The sequence below is a fragment of the Amycolatopsis sp. genome, assembly GCF_035276945.1.
GTDB lineage: Bacteria > Actinomycetota > Actinomycetes > Mycobacteriales > Pseudonocardiaceae > Amycolatopsis_E.
In genome coordinates this window covers 60,777-76,640 of the sequence record NZ_DATELF010000177.1, presented here as the reverse complement: position 1 = coordinate 76,640, position 15,864 = coordinate 60,777, and the positions used below count along the sequence as shown (strand labels likewise).

Genomic DNA, 15,864 nt, shown 5'->3' with positions numbered 1-15,864 from the left:
GTGGAAACTTGACCATCGGCGGTGTGTCGCAGAAAGATGACCCCGTGGCGAAACAGCGGCGAAGACCGGTGGATCCGACCGCCCCACCGGTTCTGCGGGATCTGATCACCGATTTACGCGCCTTGGCCGACCGCCGGTTCGCATCCCTGCGCGAGCTTGAGCGGGCCGCGCACGTCAGCAGGTCCACCTTGTCCGAGGCGTTCTCCGGACGCCGGTTGCCCAGCCTCGACGTGGTACTCGCGATCGCGCGCACCTGCGAGGCCGACGAGAAGACCTGGCGGGACAACTGGAACGACACCCGCGTCGCGCTCGAAGAGTCCGACGAGCCCATGGTCGAGAACACCCCGGTCCGCCAGCCGCTCGCCGACAGCGATCCCCGGCGCGTCGGGCCCTTCCGCATCCGCGGCGTGCTCGCGTCGGGGTCGGTCGGCCAGGTCTACCTGGCGTACACCCCGGGCGGGCGGCCGGTCGCGGTCAAGGTGGTGCACGCCGAGTTCGCCGCGGATGCCGAGTTCCGGCGCCGGTTCCGACGGGAGATCGAGGCGGCGCGCCGGGTGCACGACCTGTTCACCGCCCCCGTGCTCGAGGCGGATGCGGACGCGCCGAGGCCGTGGCTGGCGACCGCCTACGTGCCGGGTCCGTCGTTGAAGCAGGCCGTCAGTGAGCACGGCCCGCTGCCCATGGAGAGCGTCGAAACGCTGGCCGGCGGGATTTGCGAGGCGCTGCGCGCCGTTCACGCGGCGGGCATCGTGCACCGGGATCTCAACGCGGGCAACGTCCTGCTGGCCGACGACGGCCCGAAGGTGATCGACTTCGGGATCGCCTACGCCGCCGAGACCAGCCACCAGCTGACGCGGACCGGTGCCCGGCTCGGTACGGCCGCGTTCATGTCGCCGGAGCAGGCCACCGGGGACCCGGTCGGCCCGCCCGCGGACGTGTTCGCGCTGGGTGCGCTGCTGACGTATGCCGCGACCGGCCGTCCCCCGTTCGGCGAGGGGCCTGCCGAAGCGATCCTGTACCGGATCGTGCACGAATCCCCGGACCTGGACTCGATCCCGGATGACCGGTTGCGCGAGCTGGTGGCGGCTTGCCTGGCCAAGGATCCCGCCGAGCGGCCGACGCCCGACGAACTGCTGCGACGGCTCAACGGTGCCACCGAGGTGCTGCCGGAGGTGTGGCTGCCGCCCGCGGTGCTCGCCGACGTCGTCGCGCGTAAGGCGCCGCCCCGGTCCTCGCGGTCCTTCCGGCGGCTGCCGACTCGCCTCGCGCTCGCCGGGGTCGGCGTGGCCGCGGCGGCGGTCCTGACCGCGAGCGTGGTCACCGACATCGGCGTGCCGCGCGAGTCGGCGAGTGGCATCACGCCGCCGGTCGAGACGCACCAGCCCGTGCCCTCGACGTCCCTGGCCAGTACGGCTCCCGTCGACCCGGGGCCACCCAGCCCCTCGCCGGCACCGCCGCAGAGCCCGGGCCAGGGGGTTTCGCCTGGGCAACCCCGGACCTCGAACCCCGCGGCCGGCGGGTCCGCGGGGACTGGTGGTGGCGGTGGAGGGGGGCAGGTTCCCGCTCCGGGCGCCGGAGCCCCCGCCCAGAAGCCGCTGGCCAGGATGAACTTCGAGAACGGCAACGACGACTGGGTCGCCTACTATGGCGGCAGCCAGCTCTCCCTTTACCGGACCACCCAGGTCGCCTACGACGGTGCGTACTCGCTGCACGTGACCGCGAGCCCGGGCTCCGAGGGGAAGGCGATCGGCGCCGACGAGCTTTCCGGGGTGCACGCGGGAACCGTGGTGACCATGCACATCTGGTACGGCGGCGAAGGGCAGGGCACGATCAAGCCGTTCGTGCAGGACACGTCGTACGACAACCATTTCGCGGGCGGGAACCTGACGTTGCGCAACACCGGGTGGAACACCGTCGCCTTCACGGTTCCCAGCGTCTCCGTGAAGGCGATCGGCTTCCAGCTCGACGTGAGCGGCGGCTCCGACCTCGTGGTCGACCTGGACGCCGTGAACTGGTAAAGGCCAGACGAGTCGTCCCTGCGTGCGGACTGTCTCGGCCGGCGATGCGAGAAGGGACCGCCTCCCGCTCGTGCGCGCCATCGAGCGCGGGTAACCACCTCCTGGCACCGATGTCGATTTCGCGTTCGAAATACTCAGCTGAGTGAGTGCGGCTCGTCGCGCACGATCAGCTCGACGGGACGCGAAAGTTCCGCGTCGCGTGAGCGCGCGAATCCGCGCAGGCCCTCGACGAGCCGTCCGAGTTCGTGCTCCGGCCGCACGCCGAACCGGACGAACTGGCTGGTCATGCCGATCTTGTTGCCGCGGTCGCGGATCAGCGGGTGACGTTCGTTGAGCAGGTAGTCGCCCCAGCAGCGCGCCGTCCACCTCGGGCGGGAGCTTGACCAGCATGAAGTTGGCTTGCGACGAGCAGACCGTGAGCTCGTGAAACGGCCCAACTCCGAGGACATCGCGAAGCGGTCGCGAGCCAGCAGCTTGAGGCCTTCTTCATAGGAGTCCCAGTGTTCGGCGAGCCTGAAGACGATGGTCAGACGATGGTCTCGGCCAGGGAGTTGAGGTTCCACTTCGGCAGCGCCCCGCCGATCCTCATACGAGTTGCTCTCCCAACGCGCTCCGGCCGGATGCCGTTTCTTCGCGGCACCCGCACGGACGAACCGGACGCCAGGTTCAGCCTCGCCGGTCTCGCCGTGATTGAAGTTTGTAGTCCTTTCGTCGTTCGTGAATCTCGACCGACCTGGCTCGTGCCGGAATGAAAGCGCTTCCTTTTACCGGAAGCAAAGCCCTGGGCCTGTGATCTATTACCGGCAAACCGGTCTGGGGACACGACAATACGTACACGATCAATCACGGAAATTGTCGGATTGTGTCCATCGACACTGATTGGTGACTTTCTCCGTGTCCACTTCGTAATCTTCTCGCGTTTTTCGGTGACCTGTGGAAAGGATCGGACGTGGCACGTGATCGACTCGAGAACCCGCCCGGGCGCCGCTGCCGTCAGGCGAAGGCCAAGCGCGGTGTCGTACGGGCCGCGGTGTCGGCAGCCATCATGGGTGCGGCGCTCGCGGCGACCGCGGGCCCGGCGATGGCGGCCCCGGTCACCCTCCCGGCCAGCGCGCCTTCGAACGTCGGCGCCGCGGCTTTGCGCGTCGCGATGACCCAACTGGGCAAGCCGTATGTCTGGGGCGCCGCCGGGCCGAACGCCTACGACTGCTCCGGTCTGGTGCGGTGGGCGTTCCGGCAGGCCGGCGTCAACCTGCCCCGGACGTCGAGCACGCAGTCCACAGTGGGCAAACCGGTGTCCCGTGACCAGTTGCGGCCCGGAGACCTCGTCTTCTTCTACAGCCCGGTTCACCACGTCGGGATCTACGTCGGCGACGGCAGGATCCTCCACGCCTCGACGGCGGGCCAGCCCGTCAAGATCTCCTCGATGGCCGGGTTCCCGTTCCACAACGCCCGGCGGCTTTGAGCCGTCCCACCCGGACGCGGAGGGACACCCTTTCTCCGAAGTGCCCCGCCGCGCCCGGGAATGGCAGCCGGCGAATCAGTAGCCGCCACTGGTGTTGATGTCGCCGTTGACACCGTCCGGGTAGAACCCGCCCGACTTGACCTTCTTCGGGTTGAGGTAGGCGATGTTGAGCACCCGGTCCGCGCCGCGGCCGAAGGCGATGCCGTTGCCGTCGGCGAGGACGAGGTTGGCCTTGCCGTCGAGCAGCACCCCTTGGTCGTCGTGTTTGTTGCCGGCCAACGCGTTTCGCGCGTCCGAGATCTTGTTCGTGACGTCGCCAAGGCCGCGGTCGAACAGCTTGGTGCGGATGATCCCGGCGTGGTAGGCCTCCACGGCGAGAATGCCCGCCGCGGCGTCCAGAAAAGTCTTGTTGTTGACCAGCGGGGCCGCTCCCTTGTAGGCGCTGACCCCGACGTCCTCGAAGAGGTACGCCGCGACCAGGAGGTTGGGCTCGCTGGCGAACGGGTCGAAGGTCTGTCCTTTTTGGATCAGGCCGGCCGCCTGCGCCGCCGCGGTGAAGCTGTCCTTGAAGTCGATCTTCGGCTGGGCCACCGCCGCCTTGCCCAGCGCCCCGCGCAGGAACTTGACGTGGGCGAGTTCGTCGTCCGCGATCTCCTTGACGATCTGCTTCACGGCATCGCTTTCGAACTTCACCGCGTGGCCGCCGGAGACCCCGCCCTTCTTCCCGACCCCGTCGGTCAGGTAACCCGGCACGCCGTACCCGTTGATCGCGAAGGAATACAGGTTCGCTTCCAGGAATTCCAGGTTGAGCGCGAAGTTGAGCACCGCGGCGTCGCTGGCGGCGGCGTCGTCCTTGTTGTAGCCGTACTGGTTCTTGTCCTTGTCCTTGGAGTTCGACGTGTTCTCCAGTGCCACTTCGGGAGTCGAGTTGCCTGCGGACTCCGTCATCAACGTGGCGCCGGTTACCCCGGCCCCGACCAGCCCCAGCCCCGCCGCTCCCGCAGTCCTCAGGAAGCGACGGCGGTCAGTGGGGTTTTCCGCACTGCGCGAGACCAAATGCCGCACGTAGCGTTTTCCGAACACGCGATGTCCTTTCGTCACAAGTGCTGTCCCCAAACACCCGCACGGAGCGGGAGCCCGGATGGTTCGGTTTGACCGGAGAAAACTTGGCCCGGCGCTGGTCGAAACCATTTGCGCGAAGCGGCGGATACACTCCGTGAGCGGCTGGGGTGGCCCGTGTGTGGTCAGCGTGAAACAAAAGATCACCACGAGGCGATGCTGGTGATGGGTGCCGGCGCCGCCACTGCCGGAACGAAAGGAGCCTCGATGACCAACCCGTCGTTGTCGCCCTGGCCGTCTCCGGGACCGGTCCGGTCCTCGACCGGCCTGAGCGTCGCCGCGGTGGTGTGCCTCGCGCTGTCGGTGGCCTCGGACGTGGCGGTCACCTGGACCCACTGGAACGCCTACCGGGTGCTTTCCGACTTCTGGCAGGGGCATGCGAAGTGGGCCGACGTGGACGCGGTCGACCAGTTCAGCCGCACGCTTCGGTTGACCTCGGCGGGCGTGACGGTTGTCGCCGCCGTTGTCTTCTTCTGCTGGTTGTGGCGGGCGCGGCTGAACGCCGAATCACTGTCGTTGTCCGAGCACCGGCTCAGCCGCGGCTGGGTGATCGGGGCGTGGTTCTGCCCGCTCCTGAATCTGTGGTACCCGCACCGGGTGGTCTCCGACATCTGGAAGACTAGCCGTCCGAAGCAGGCGGAAACCCTCGACCTCAGCCGGGTGCGGGGGAGCGCGCTGGTCACCGCGTGGTGGGTGCTCTACCTCGCGGCGGTCTTGATCGACCTCTACGCGACCGCGTTCAAGTTCCTCATCCCGCTGGGCCTCGACGACCTTTACAGCGGTTCACGGGACAACACCATCGCCACCGTGCTGCGTGCCGTCGCCGGCGTGCTGCTGGTGCTCGTCATCGCGCGCGTGACCACCTGGCAGAACCGCAGGGTCGCGGTGCCGGCCTGACTCCGTCTCTCCACGCAGTCTCTCCAAACAGTCTCTCCACACGAAAACCCTGGATGGCCGACGCTACCGGAATGAGCCGCTCTGTTCGCCGATCGCGAATTCAGCTACGAGCGATTGTCGCGAGCCCCGCGAGCCCCGCGAGCCCCGCGAGCGGCGCGGCGATGACGGCGTCGTCGAGTGCGGTCTTGACGTCGGCGGTCAGCGCCCGCCGGACCGCCCATTGTTTCCCGGGCTTGGTGGTGACGGTGAGCCGGATGGTGATGGCGGCCTGGGTGAGGTTCTGGGTGCCGAGGATGTCGACCTCGCCGAGGATGTCGTCGGCCAGCGGCGGCTCGGCGACCGCCTGGCGCGCGGCTTCGCCCGCGATTTCGAGGGCGTGCTCGACGTCCGCCGAATAGCCGATCGGGATGTCGACGACCGCGACCCCGTAGTGCTGGGTGGAGTTGCCGACCGCGGTGATCGTGCCGTTGCGCACGTACCACGCGGTGCCGTCGATGTCCCGCACGGTGGTGACCCGGAGCCCGACCATTTCCACCGTGCCGGAGGCCGCCCCCAGATCCACCACGTCGCCGACGCCGTACTGGTCCTCGAGCATCATGAAGATCCCGGACAGGAAGTCCTTGACGAGATTCTGTGCCCCGAACCCGACGGCGACCCCGACGACGCCCGCGGAGGCCAGGATCGGGGCGACGTCGATGCCCAGCTTGCCGAGCACGAGGACGAACGCGGTGCCGTGGACGACGAAGGTCGACACCGACCGCAGCAGCGACCCGACCGTGCGGGCGCGCTGGGCGCGTCGTTCGAAGGAGGTCGGGCCGAGTCGCCGGGGGTGCGGGATCTTCGGCATGCCACCCGCGGCCACCCCCGTGGTCAACCGGCTGATCAACCGGTGCGCGAGCCATCGCAGGAGCACCGCGACGGTCAGGATGGCCACGATGGCGATCAGCGGCGCGAGCACGTTCTGGCCCAGCCGGGACAGCCAGTCGGTGTGGGTCAGGTGGTAGATGCGCTGGCACCGGAAACCGGTGCACGACGGTCTACTCGCCACTCGTCGTTACCTCCACTCGATCACTCTGGGTCGGTCAATTGACGCGCTGGTGGTCGTGGTACGCGCGCTCCCGCACGTAGGCGTGACAGGCCCGGTCGGCTGCGGTCTCGGGGGCTTCGGTCAGCGCGCGGGGATACAGCCGCTCCTTGAGCACGACGTTGAGCTGGGCGCCGAGCAGGGTGACCAGACTTTGCAGGTAGAACCACCACAGCAGGGTGATCACGGTGGCGAACTGGCCGTAGGTGCGCTGGGCGTGCTGCAGGTAGGTGGTGATGACCAGCGATGACGCCGACTGCAGGACCCAGAACAGCACCCCGGCCAGCAGCGCGCCGGGCAGCACGTCCCGCGTGGTGACGGACCGGTCGGTGAGGATGCGGAACGCCACCACGAACAGCCCGACGTCCAGCGCGATCGGGATCAGATAGCCGAACAGGTGCGCCACCCAGCCGAGGTGGACGACCCCGGCGGCGCCCGCGATGAAACCGTTGATCAGGGTGGACAGCACCAGGCCGAGCCCGACGGTACCCAGCACGCCGAGGCCGCGCCTGATCTGTTCGGTGAACTTCGGCCGCGCGGCGTAGGGGAGTTCCCAGACCGCGTTGAACGCCTGCTGCACGATCCGGACCACTCGCAAACCGCTCCACAGGGCGGTCACCAGCCCGAAGATCAGCGCGAACCAGGAACCGCTCAACCCCTGCACGGCCGAGGCGTCGACCAGCGGGAACATCGTGCCGACCTTGCTCAGCACGCCGCCCCGGAGCGATTCGGGAACGAAGAAGCCCAGCAGTGTGACGAGCACCAGCAGCAGCGGGAAGATCGAGAACAAGGCCCAGAACGCGATCATCGCGGCCAGGTGCGTGGACTGGTCCTCGACGAACTTGCGCACCACCGCGACCGGCAGTGCCAGCGACTTGTGCCGCTTCTGGTACTCGTCCAGCCGATCGAGTTTCGCGTGGACGGCGTCACTGCTCATGATTCGCTCCTTGCTCGGCGCCCAGGGTCACGCGTACCCGGCATGGCCGGGCGTCAACCAGGGGAGCAGGCGCGGATGATCAGATGACGTTGCGGTGCTGCAGGTAGCGGAACACCGCGATGCCCGGCAGTACCGGGAGCCAGTAGGTGAGCAACCGCGACGTGAGCACGGCGGCGACCGCGGTGGCCGGGGCGATGCCCAGCGCGGCGAGCCCGCCGACCATCAGCGACTCGACCGCGCCGAGCCCGCCCGGGGTGGGGATGATGTGCCCGAACGTCTGGCCGATGACGAACACGGTGAGCACCGCGAACAGCGGCACCGCGACGCCGAACGCGGCCAGGCTGGTGGCCAGGCCGAGCCCGGAGACGAGCAGGTACGCGGCCGCGCCACCGAACAGTTCGACCGCGCGCCGCGGGTGTCGCAAGGTCGCCGCCAGTTCCCGGACGACCTGCACCGCGGGCCGGATGATCCGCCGGCGCCCGAACGGCGAAGCGAACAGGACGGCCGCGGCCACGACCGCCGCGGCGGTCACCGCCAGCACCGGCAGGCTGTGCGGGATGGAGATGCCGTGCAGCAGGCCCGCGGTGCCGAGGGCGAACGCGCCCAGTACCGACCAGATCCCGCCCAGCACCCCGGTGGCGGTGATGTTGAGCACGCTCACGCCCACCGCCCGCGAACGGCGGATGTCGAGCCGCTCCATGAACGCGATGTTGATGCCGAAGAAGCCCACCCCGCCCGGCGTGGTGCGCCCGGTGAACGCGGCGGCGAGCTGCACGGCGCTGGTGCGCCAGAACGGCAGGCGCGTCAGGCTCGCCCCCATCATCGACACCGCGGCGAACACGATCGCCACCAGCCCGGTCGCCACGGTGATCACCAGCCAGACCCAGTCGGCCCGCCACAGCGAGTCGAGGACCGCTCGCAGGCTCGACAGCTGCGGCAGCAGGGTGTAAACGGCAACGCCGAACAGCAGTAGCCCGGCGACCCGGCTGGGCCGGACCGGTGAGCGGAAGGTGGGAATCGGCCGCCGGATCTGCTCGGCGAGGGTCTCGCGAAGGTCGGTGAGCACGTAGCGTTCGTTCTTGAGTTGCTTGCGGATGCGGCGCGGCAGGGCGAGCGGCTGGAGGTAGGCGAGCGCGGGCTCCAGCCGGCCGGGCGGCAACGCGGCGGCCGCGGTGCGGACCGTGCGTTCGACGCCGGCCAGCGACGCGACGGAGACCAGCGCTTCGGCGATGTCCTGCGCGGTCCGGGCCGGCGTAGCACCGGCCTTGCCGAGGGTGAGGTCGAGCAGCCAGAGGTTGCCGTCGTCGTCGACGAGGACGTTCTTGGCGCGCAGGTCGTGGTGGGCGATCCCGGCGTCGCCGAGCTTGGCCACGTGTTTCCAGAACGCCTCGAGCAGGGGCTCGGTGATCTCGCCGGGGTCCAGCTCGGTCAGCGGCCGGCCGTCGATCAGGCGGCGGACCAGCAGGGCGGACCCGTCGGGCGCCTGGCACGCCAGCACGACCGGCGGGGTGGGTACGCCGCCGCGTTCGGCGAGCAGGGCCACGAGTGCCTCGTGTTCGGCTTCGTGGTAAGTGCTCGACAGGGCCGGTTCGTCCTCCACCTCCAGCGACGCCAGCAGGCGCCGCAGCCGGTACCACGGCCCGGCCCTCCGGTGCAGCCGCCGCACGACCTCCACCTGGAGCTTTTCCGCCGACGCGGTGGTGACCACGAATTCCTGCGGGCCGAGCCGGTGCACGCGGACCGGCGTCACCGCGGCGGGCGCCAGCCCCGCCTCGCCGAGCGCCACGCGCACCGCTTCGATGGAGGTCCGGCGGCCGGGCGCGCCCCAGAGCAGGTGGAACAGCGCCCCGATGCCCAGGCCGAGGAACACGCCCGCGAACGCGTCGACCGGCAGGTTGCGCCCGAGGTACACGCTCGCGGTGGCGATCAGGGCCACCAGCGCCCACGCCATCCGCCGCCAGCCGGTCTTGAGGTAGGGTGCGGCGACCGCCACCACGGCGGCGGCCATCGCGGCATTCGCCGCGGGGAAGGCGAAACCGTCCGGGCCGGGCAGCCGGATGCCGGGCAGTTGGGCCAGCGACGGGGGCACCGGCCGCGGGCCGACGAGCCGGCCGGCGGTCTGTGCGAGTGCCCAGGCGATCGCACCGGCGGCGACGCACTGGACGCCGAGCCTGATCCGCTTGACGTAGAGCGCCAGCGTCGTGGCCGCGGCGATCCCGGCCCAGCCGCCCACGATCTCCAGCGTCCGCCACACCGCGGTCGAAGCCGGCGGGATCCGTTCGAGCTGCTCGTAGATGGCCAGTTCGACGGGGTTGACCACGACCGGCCGGGCGGCCAGCGAGCAGGCCGCCACCACCACCATGGCGACCACGAGCACGACCAGGTCGCGTGGATGCCGTCCCAGTGGCACCGGGGTGGCTCCGGCGGTCGCCGGCTTCTCGTCCGCGGAGAGCTTGCCGCCCACTTCCCGTTCCAGCCTTCGGTGGTCGCGTCAGTTCTTTCAGTGTGCCGCCAACGGGCCGCGGCGGCTGATCTTGACCGTCGTGAAAGGACCGAATTTGACGGCGCGCCGCTGCCGCCCTACGGTCTTTCGCAGGGCAGGAATTCGCTTTCCCGCCTGATGGAAAGCCGTCCAACGGAGGGCGTGCGATGACGAGCGACGAGATCGCGGTGCTGGCCGATCATCTCCGCGCGGTACTCGGTGCCGACGCCGTGATCGACGACCATCAGCGGCTGCGTACCTACGAGTGCGACGGCCTCGCACACTACAAGGCCGTGCCCGCGCTGGCGGTGCTGCCGGACGACACCGCCGGGATCGTGGAGACCGTGCGAGCCTGCGCCCGGGCCGGAGTTCCGTTCGTGGCAAGGGGTTCCGGCACCGGGCTGTCCGGCGGAGCACTGCCGCGGACGGACGGCGTCCTGATCGTCACCTCGCGGTTGTGGAATATCCTCGAGATCGACCCGGCGAACCAGCGCGCCGTGCTGCAGCCCGGCGTGATCAATCTCGACGTGACCCGGGCCGCGAAGGCCTACGGTTACTACTACGCGCCGGATCCCTCCAGCCAGCAGATCTGCTCGATCGGTGGCAACGTCGCGGAGAACTCGGGTGGGGCACACTGCCTGAAGTACGGGTTCACCACCAACCACGTGACCGGGCTCGAGTTCGTCGCGCCGGACGGCGAGATCGTGCGGCTTGGCGGCAAGGCGCCGGACGCGACCGGCTACGACCTGGTGGGCGCGATCGTCGGCTCCGAGGGCACGCTCGGCATCGCCACCGAGGTGACCGTCCGCCTGGTCCGGCTGCCCGAAGCCGTTCGCACGTTGCTCGCGGGCTTCGCGGGCACGGACGACGCCGGCGAAGCGACTTCGGCGATCATCGGCGGGGGCGTGGTCCCCGCGGCGATGGAGATGATGGACGCCCTCGCGATCGAGGCGGCCGAAGCGGCCACGCACTGCGACTACCCGCAGGGCGCGGGCGCGGTGCTGATCGTGGAGCTGGACGGGCCAGAGGGTGAGGTCGAGCGGCAGTTCGCCGAGGTCGAGCGGCACTGCCGCGCGGCGGGCGCGTTCGAAATCCGCATCGCGAAGGACGACGCCGAGCGGGCGCTGTTCTGGAAGGGCCGGAAATCGGCGTTCGCCGCCGTCGGCCGGATCAGCCCGGACTACATCGTGCAGGACGGGGTCATCCCGCGCACCGCGCTGTCCGAGGTGCTCGGCCGGATCGCCGAGCTGTCGGAGGCCACCGGGGTCCGGGTCGCCAACGTGTTCCACGCCGGGGACGGCAACCTGCACCCGCTCGTGCTCTTCGACGACGGCGTGCCGGGCGAAGCCGAGCGTGCGGAAGAGGTTTCCGCCGCGATTCTGGACCTCTGCATCACCCATGGCGGCTCGATCACCGGCGAGCACGGCGTCGGCTCGGACAAGGCGAAGTACATGCCGCGCATGTTCAGCGAGTCCGACCTCGACACGATGCAGCTCGTCCGCTGCGCCTTCGATCCGGCGGGGCTGGCCAATCCCGGCAAGGTGTTTCCCACCCCGCGCCTGTGCGGGGAGGTGCCCGGCCGCCATCGGGGCGCGCATCCGTTGCAGGAAGCCGGAATCGCCGAGGTCTTCTGATGGCACTCGCCTCGGCGCTGGTGCTCGGCGCCCTCCGCGAGGTCACCTCGGACCGGTCGCGGCCGGCCGGGCCCGGCGACGAGGTCGACGGGGTCGCGCCGCTGTTCGTCGCGGCCCCCGCCGGCACCCGGCAGGCTTCGGAGGTCATGCGGATCGCCGCGGAGAACGATCTCGCCGTGGTCGCGCGGGGCGCCGGGACGAAACTGACGTGGGGGCAGCGGCCGTCACGGGCCGGCCTGGTCGTGGAAACCGGGTGCAGGGCGCACCTCGTCGAACACCACGCCGGTGACCTCGTCGCGCATGCGGAGGCCGGCTTTCCGTTGGCCAGGCTGCAGGCCCGGCTCGCCACGAGGGGGCAGCGGCTCGCGGTCGATCCCGTGGTTCCCGGCGGCACCCTCGGCGGGATTGTCGCGACGGGTGTTTCGGGGCCGTTGCGGCTGTCCTACGGCGGGGTGCGCGATCTGCTCATCGGCGTCACCATGGTGCGGGCCGACGGCGTGGTGGCCAAGGCCGGGGGAAAAGTCGTCAAGAACGTCGCCGGCTACGACCTGGGCAAGCTGCTCACCGGGTCCTTCGGCACCCTCGGCCTGATCACCGAGACGATCTTCCGGCTCCACCCGCTGCCCGCCCGGTCTCGCTGGGTGGTCGCGCCCGCCGGTTCGGCCCGCGCCGCGCACGAGGTGGTGCAGGAGGTGATCCACGCCCAGGTCGTTCCGGCCGCGCTCGAACTCGACCGCCCTTCCGGCACGGTCGCCGTGCTCGTCGAGGGCACCCCCGAAGGCGTGTCCGATCGCGTCAGGACGGTGCGCGACCTGATGGGCGGGGACGCCGAGGTGCGCGAAACCCCACCGGAGTGGTGGGGGAAAGTGCCCTGGGGGAGTGGCGAGGTGGCGCTGCGGCTGACCCACGAGATCGCCGGGTTGCCGAAACTGCTGGACGCGCTCGACGAGGCGGCCGAGCGGACCGGCTCGCGTGCGGCGGTACGCGGCTCGCCCGGGGCCGGCCTGTTGTACGCGGGACTGGCCCCGCCCACCGCCGCCACCACCGTAGCCGCTTTCGTCGGGCGACTGCGTGACCAGTCGGCCGCGTGGAGTGGGGACGTCGTCGTCCTCGACGGGCCACCGCCGGTGAAGGCGGCCGTGGAGGTGTGGGGACCGGTGCGCGGCCTGAATCTGATGCGCCGCGTCAAAAATGAGTTCGATCCGGGGCACCGGCTCGCGCCGGGCCGTTTCGTCGGAGGGATCTAAATGTCGGAGCCCGCGTTCGATACCCACAACCCGCCGTCCCCCGACCTCGTCGCCGACTGCGTGCACTGCGGGTTCTGCCTGCCGACCTGCCCCACCTACGCCTTGTGGGGCGAGGAGATGGACTCGCCGCGCGGGCGGATCTACCTGATGGGCATCGGCATCGAAGGCGAGCCGATGACCGACGAGATGGTGCAGCATTTCGACGCCTGCCTCGGCTGCATGGCCTGCGTGACCGCGTGCCCGTCCGGTGTCCAGTACGACCGGCTCATCGAGGCCACCCGCGCGCAGGTCGAGCGGCGGTTCCCGCGCCGCCCGCGGGAACGGTTGCTGCGCAAGGGGATCTTCAGCCTCTTCCCTTATCCGAGGCGCTTGCACGCGGTGCGCGGGCTGCTGCGGGCGTACCAGTCGAGCGGCCTGAGCCGGCGGCTTCGCGGCAGCCGGCTGCTGCGGCGGTTCCCGGCGATGGCCGCGCTGGAATCGCTGGTGCCGCCCCTCGAACGGTATGAGCCGGTGCCCGAGCGGGTACCGGCGCGGGGCACGAAACGCGGCACCGTCGGGATGCTGCTGGGTTGCGTGCAGCGCGAATTCTTCCCAGAGGTCAACGCGGCAACCGCGCGCGTGCTCAGTGCCGAGGGTTTCGACGTTGTCGCGCCCGCCGGCCAGGGCTGCTGCGGGGCGTTGAGTGTCCACAACGGCCGCGACGAGGAGGCACGGTCGTTCGCCCGCAAGCTGATCGACACCTTCGAGGAGGCGGGCGCCGGCTGGGTGGTCGTCAACTCCGCGGGCTGCGGTTCGGCGATCAAGGAGTACGGCGACCTGCTCGCCGAAGATCGGGTTTATGCCCAGCGGGCCAAGGATTTCTCGGTGCGGGTACGCGACGTGTCGGAATTTTTGGTCGAGTACCCGTGCGTGGCCGAGCGGCATCCCCTGCCGGTCACCGTCGCCTATCACGACGCGTGCCACCTCGCACACGCGCAGGGAATCCGCGTGCAGCCACGCGCGTTGTTGCGCGACATCCCGGAACTCACCCTGCGCGAGATCCCGGAAAGCGAACTGTGCTGTGGTTCCGCGGGTGTCTACAACATCCTGCAGCCGGAGGCGGGGCGGGAACTGGGGGATCGCAAGGCGCGCAACATCCTCTCGACGGGAGCGTCCCTGCTGGTCAGCTCGAACCCGGGGTGCCTCATGCAGGTCGCGGCCGCGGTCGAGCGGGTCGGCGGGGAGATCCGCCTCGCCCACACGATCGAGCTCCTGGACGCGTCGATCCGTGGCCTGCCGGCGGCAGGCGTCGGGCGCCCTGCCGGAAAAGGTGACTGATGTACCGGCAGATCCTGGACCCCGTCGCCGGCTCGCTCGCGTGGTCTTCGCTCGTCGCGGCCGTGCCGCTGATCGTGCTGTTCGTGTTGCTGGGCATCGTGCGGACGACGGCGTGGCTGGCCGCGGTGATCTCGCTGGCGGTCGCGCTCCTGGTGGCGATCTTCGTCTACCCGATGCCCGCCGGCCCGGCGTTCCTGGCGGCGTCCGAGGGTGCCGCGTTCGGTTTCTTCCCGATCCTGTGGATCGTGATCAACGCGATCTGGATCTACAACATGACCGTCCGCACCGGGCACTTCGACGTGCTGCGCCGCTCGTTCGCCAGGGTCAGCGACGACCAGCGGATCCAGGGCGTGATCGTGGCCTTCTCGTTCGGGGCGCTGCTGGAGGCGCTCGCCGGGTTCGGCACGCCCGTGGCGATCACCAGCGTCATGCTCATCGCGCTGGGCTTCCGGCCGCTGAAGGCCGCGGTGGTGGCGCTGGTCGCGAACACCGCGCCGGTCGCGTTCGGTGCGCTCGCCGTGCCGATCACCACCCTGGCCACGGTCACCGGGCTCCCGCTGCACAGCCTGTCGTCGATGGTGGGACGGCAGACCCCGATCCTGGGCGTGTTCGTGCCGCTCGCGCTGGTGTTCATCATCGACGGCAAGCGCGGCGTGCGGCAGACCTGGCCCGCCGCACTGGTCTGTGGCGTGGTGTTCGCGGTCGCGCAGTTCGCCGTCTCGAACTACGTGAGCGCGCCGCTCACCGACATCGTGGCCTCGCTGCTCAGCGCCGGGGCCGTGGTGCTGTTCCTTCGGGTCTGGCACCCCGCCCATGCCGAGGCGAGCGTTTCCGGGGGCGGTGGTTCGACGACCACTCTCCCGCGTGCCGGGCGGACCGGCGGCTCGGCCGGTGATGCCGGTGATGCCGGCACCCGCGACAGCGGTGCCGAGGTGTTCCGCGCCTACGCGCCCTACCTGATCATCATCGCGGTGTTCGCGCTCGCCCAGATCCCGGCGATCAAGAACGTGCTGAACAGTGTCACCAGGTCGTTCAACTGGCCGAGGCTGCACATCCTGTCCGCGAGCGGCAAGCCGTCGACCCTCACGACCTTCCGCTTCGACTGGCTCAGTTCGGCGGGCACGCTGCTGATCATCGCGGGACTGATCACCATTCCGGTGATCGGCATCCGGGCCGGCGAGGCGCTGCGGACCTATGGGGACACCTACCGGCAACTGGCCCCCGCGATCGTGACGGTCATGGCCGTGCTCGCGCTGGCGTACGTGATGAACGCGAGCGGGCAGACCGCGACACTCGGTACCTGGATGGCCGGCGCGGGCGGCATCTTCGCGCTCATCTCGCCGATCCTGGGCTGGCTCGGCGTCGCGGTCACCGGCTCCGACACCTCGTCGAACTCCCTGTTCGGCGCGCTCCAGGTGGTCGCCGCGCAGAAGGCCGGGCTGAGCGCGACCCTGCTGGCCGCGGCCAACTCCTCCGGTGGCGTGCTCGGCAAGATGATCAGCCCCCAGAACCTGGCCATCGCCGCGGCGGCCGTGGGCCTGTCCGGACGCGAGGGCGATCTGTTCCGCCGGGTCTTCGCGTGGAGCATCTTGTTCCTGGCGGTGATGTGCGTGCTGGTCTACTTCCAGTCCACCCCGGTGCTCTCCTGGATGGTGCCCTGACCC

At 70.0% G+C, this 15,864-nt stretch carries 13 protein-coding genes; 8 read left to right on the top strand and 5 right to left on the bottom strand.

Annotation, left to right across the window (positions count from 1 at the left end):
* Positions 1–23: 23 nt before the first annotated feature.
* Positions 24–2,018, top strand: a complete 1,995-nt coding sequence (locus VJT49_RS32635; RefSeq protein ID WP_324168827.1) for a protein kinase domain-containing protein — start codon at positions 24–26, stop codon at positions 2,016–2,018.
* A gap of 134 nt (positions 2,019–2,152) precedes the next feature.
* On the opposite strand, the gene VJT49_RS32630 is transcribed toward VJT49_RS32635, so the two are convergent.
* Entirely contained in the window at positions 2,153–2,305 is a 153-nt protein-coding gene (locus VJT49_RS32630; protein WP_324168826.1) for a hypothetical protein, read from the bottom strand.
* A gap of 213 nt (positions 2,306–2,518) precedes the next feature.
* On the opposite strand from VJT49_RS32630, the gene VJT49_RS32625 reads away from it, so the two are divergent.
* Positions 2,519–2,770, top strand: coding sequence for a hypothetical protein (locus tag VJT49_RS32625; RefSeq protein ID WP_324168824.1), 252 nt, complete (start codon positions 2,519–2,521; stop codon positions 2,768–2,770).
* Between the two features lie 197 nt (positions 2,771–2,967).
* Positions 2,968–3,483 (top strand): C40 family peptidase, encoded by a 516-nt coding sequence (locus tag VJT49_RS32620; protein WP_324168823.1) that lies wholly within the window; start codon positions 2,968–2,970, stop codon positions 3,481–3,483.
* Positions 3,484–3,558: 75 nt separating this feature from the next.
* Here VJT49_RS32620 and VJT49_RS32615 read toward each other — a convergent pair whose 3' ends face one another.
* The gene (locus VJT49_RS32615) at positions 3,559–4,566 is read right to left on the bottom strand and encodes a ferritin-like domain-containing protein (RefSeq protein ID WP_324168822.1); all 1,008 of its coding nucleotides are present in this window, start codon (positions 4,564–4,566) and stop codon (positions 3,559–3,561) included.
* Between the two features lie 243 nt (positions 4,567–4,809).
* Here VJT49_RS32615 and VJT49_RS32610 point away from each other — a divergent pair, with 243 nt between their 5' ends.
* The gene (locus tag VJT49_RS32610) at positions 4,810–5,499 is read left to right on the top strand and encodes a DUF4328 domain-containing protein (protein WP_324168821.1); all 690 of its coding nucleotides are present in this window, start codon (positions 4,810–4,812) and stop codon (positions 5,497–5,499) included.
* A gap of 100 nt (positions 5,500–5,599) precedes the next feature.
* Here the strand turns inward: VJT49_RS32610 and VJT49_RS32605 are convergent, their stop codons facing one another.
* The 3 genes from VJT49_RS32605 to VJT49_RS32595 form a co-directional block, all read right to left on the bottom strand.
* Complete coding sequence (locus VJT49_RS32605; protein WP_324168820.1) at positions 5,600–6,547, bottom strand: mechanosensitive ion channel family protein; 948 nt, start codon at positions 6,545–6,547, stop codon at positions 5,600–5,602.
* Positions 6,548–6,581: 34 nt separating this feature from the next.
* Positions 6,582–7,520, bottom strand: coding sequence for a YihY/virulence factor BrkB family protein (locus VJT49_RS32600; RefSeq protein WP_324168819.1), 939 nt, complete (start codon positions 7,518–7,520; stop codon positions 6,582–6,584).
* A 79-nt stretch (positions 7,521–7,599) separates the two neighbouring features.
* Positions 7,600–9,984, bottom strand: coding sequence for a flippase-like domain-containing protein (locus VJT49_RS32595; RefSeq protein ID WP_324168818.1), 2,385 nt, complete (start codon positions 9,982–9,984; stop codon positions 7,600–7,602).
* Positions 9,985–10,169: 185 nt separating this feature from the next.
* Between VJT49_RS32595 and VJT49_RS32590 the strand changes: the two genes are divergently transcribed.
* The 4 genes from VJT49_RS32590 to VJT49_RS32575 are packed head-to-tail and all read left to right on the top strand — an operon-like array spanning position 10,170 to position 15,861.
* Positions 10,170–11,636: an FAD-linked oxidase C-terminal domain-containing protein gene (locus tag VJT49_RS32590; protein WP_324168817.1), complete on the top strand. Its 1,467-nt coding sequence runs from the start codon at positions 10,170–10,172 to the stop codon at positions 11,634–11,636.
* On the top strand, positions 11,636–12,883 hold the full coding sequence (locus VJT49_RS32585) for an FAD-binding oxidoreductase (protein WP_324168816.1): 1,248 nt from the start codon (positions 11,636–11,638) through the stop codon (positions 12,881–12,883). The genes VJT49_RS32590 and VJT49_RS32585 overlap by 1 nt, the downstream gene beginning before the upstream one ends.
* Positions 12,884–14,200, top strand: coding sequence for a (Fe-S)-binding protein (locus VJT49_RS32580; protein WP_324168815.1), 1,317 nt, complete (start codon positions 12,884–12,886; stop codon positions 14,198–14,200). It abuts the gene before it with no gap.
* Positions 14,200–15,861, top strand: coding sequence for an L-lactate permease (locus VJT49_RS32575; RefSeq protein WP_324168814.1), 1,662 nt, complete (start codon positions 14,200–14,202; stop codon positions 15,859–15,861). The genes VJT49_RS32580 and VJT49_RS32575 overlap by 1 nt, the downstream gene beginning before the upstream one ends.
* Positions 15,862–15,864 lie beyond the last annotated feature (3 nt).

Coding starts and splice junctions, on each gene's coding strand:
- VJT49_RS32600 (WP_324168819.1), bottom strand. CDS start 7,520: ATGAGCAGTGACGCCGTCCACGCGAAACTCGATCGGCTGGACGAGTAC.
- VJT49_RS32610 (WP_324168821.1), top strand. CDS start 4,810: ATGACCAACCCGTCGTTGTCGCCCTGGCCGTCTCCGGGACCGGTCCGG.
- VJT49_RS32590 (WP_324168817.1), top strand. CDS start 10,170: ATGACGAGCGACGAGATCGCGGTGCTGGCCGATCATCTCCGCGCGGTA.
- VJT49_RS32580 (WP_324168815.1), top strand. CDS start 12,884: ATGTCGGAGCCCGCGTTCGATACCCACAACCCGCCGTCCCCCGACCTC.
- VJT49_RS32575 (WP_324168814.1), top strand. CDS start 14,200: ATGTACCGGCAGATCCTGGACCCCGTCGCCGGCTCGCTCGCGTGGTCT.
- VJT49_RS32585 (WP_324168816.1), top strand. CDS start 11,636: ATGGCACTCGCCTCGGCGCTGGTGCTCGGCGCCCTCCGCGAGGTCACC.
- VJT49_RS32630 (WP_324168826.1), bottom strand. CDS start 2,305: ATGACCAGCCAGTTCGTCCGGTTCGGCGTGCGGCCGGAGCACGAACTC.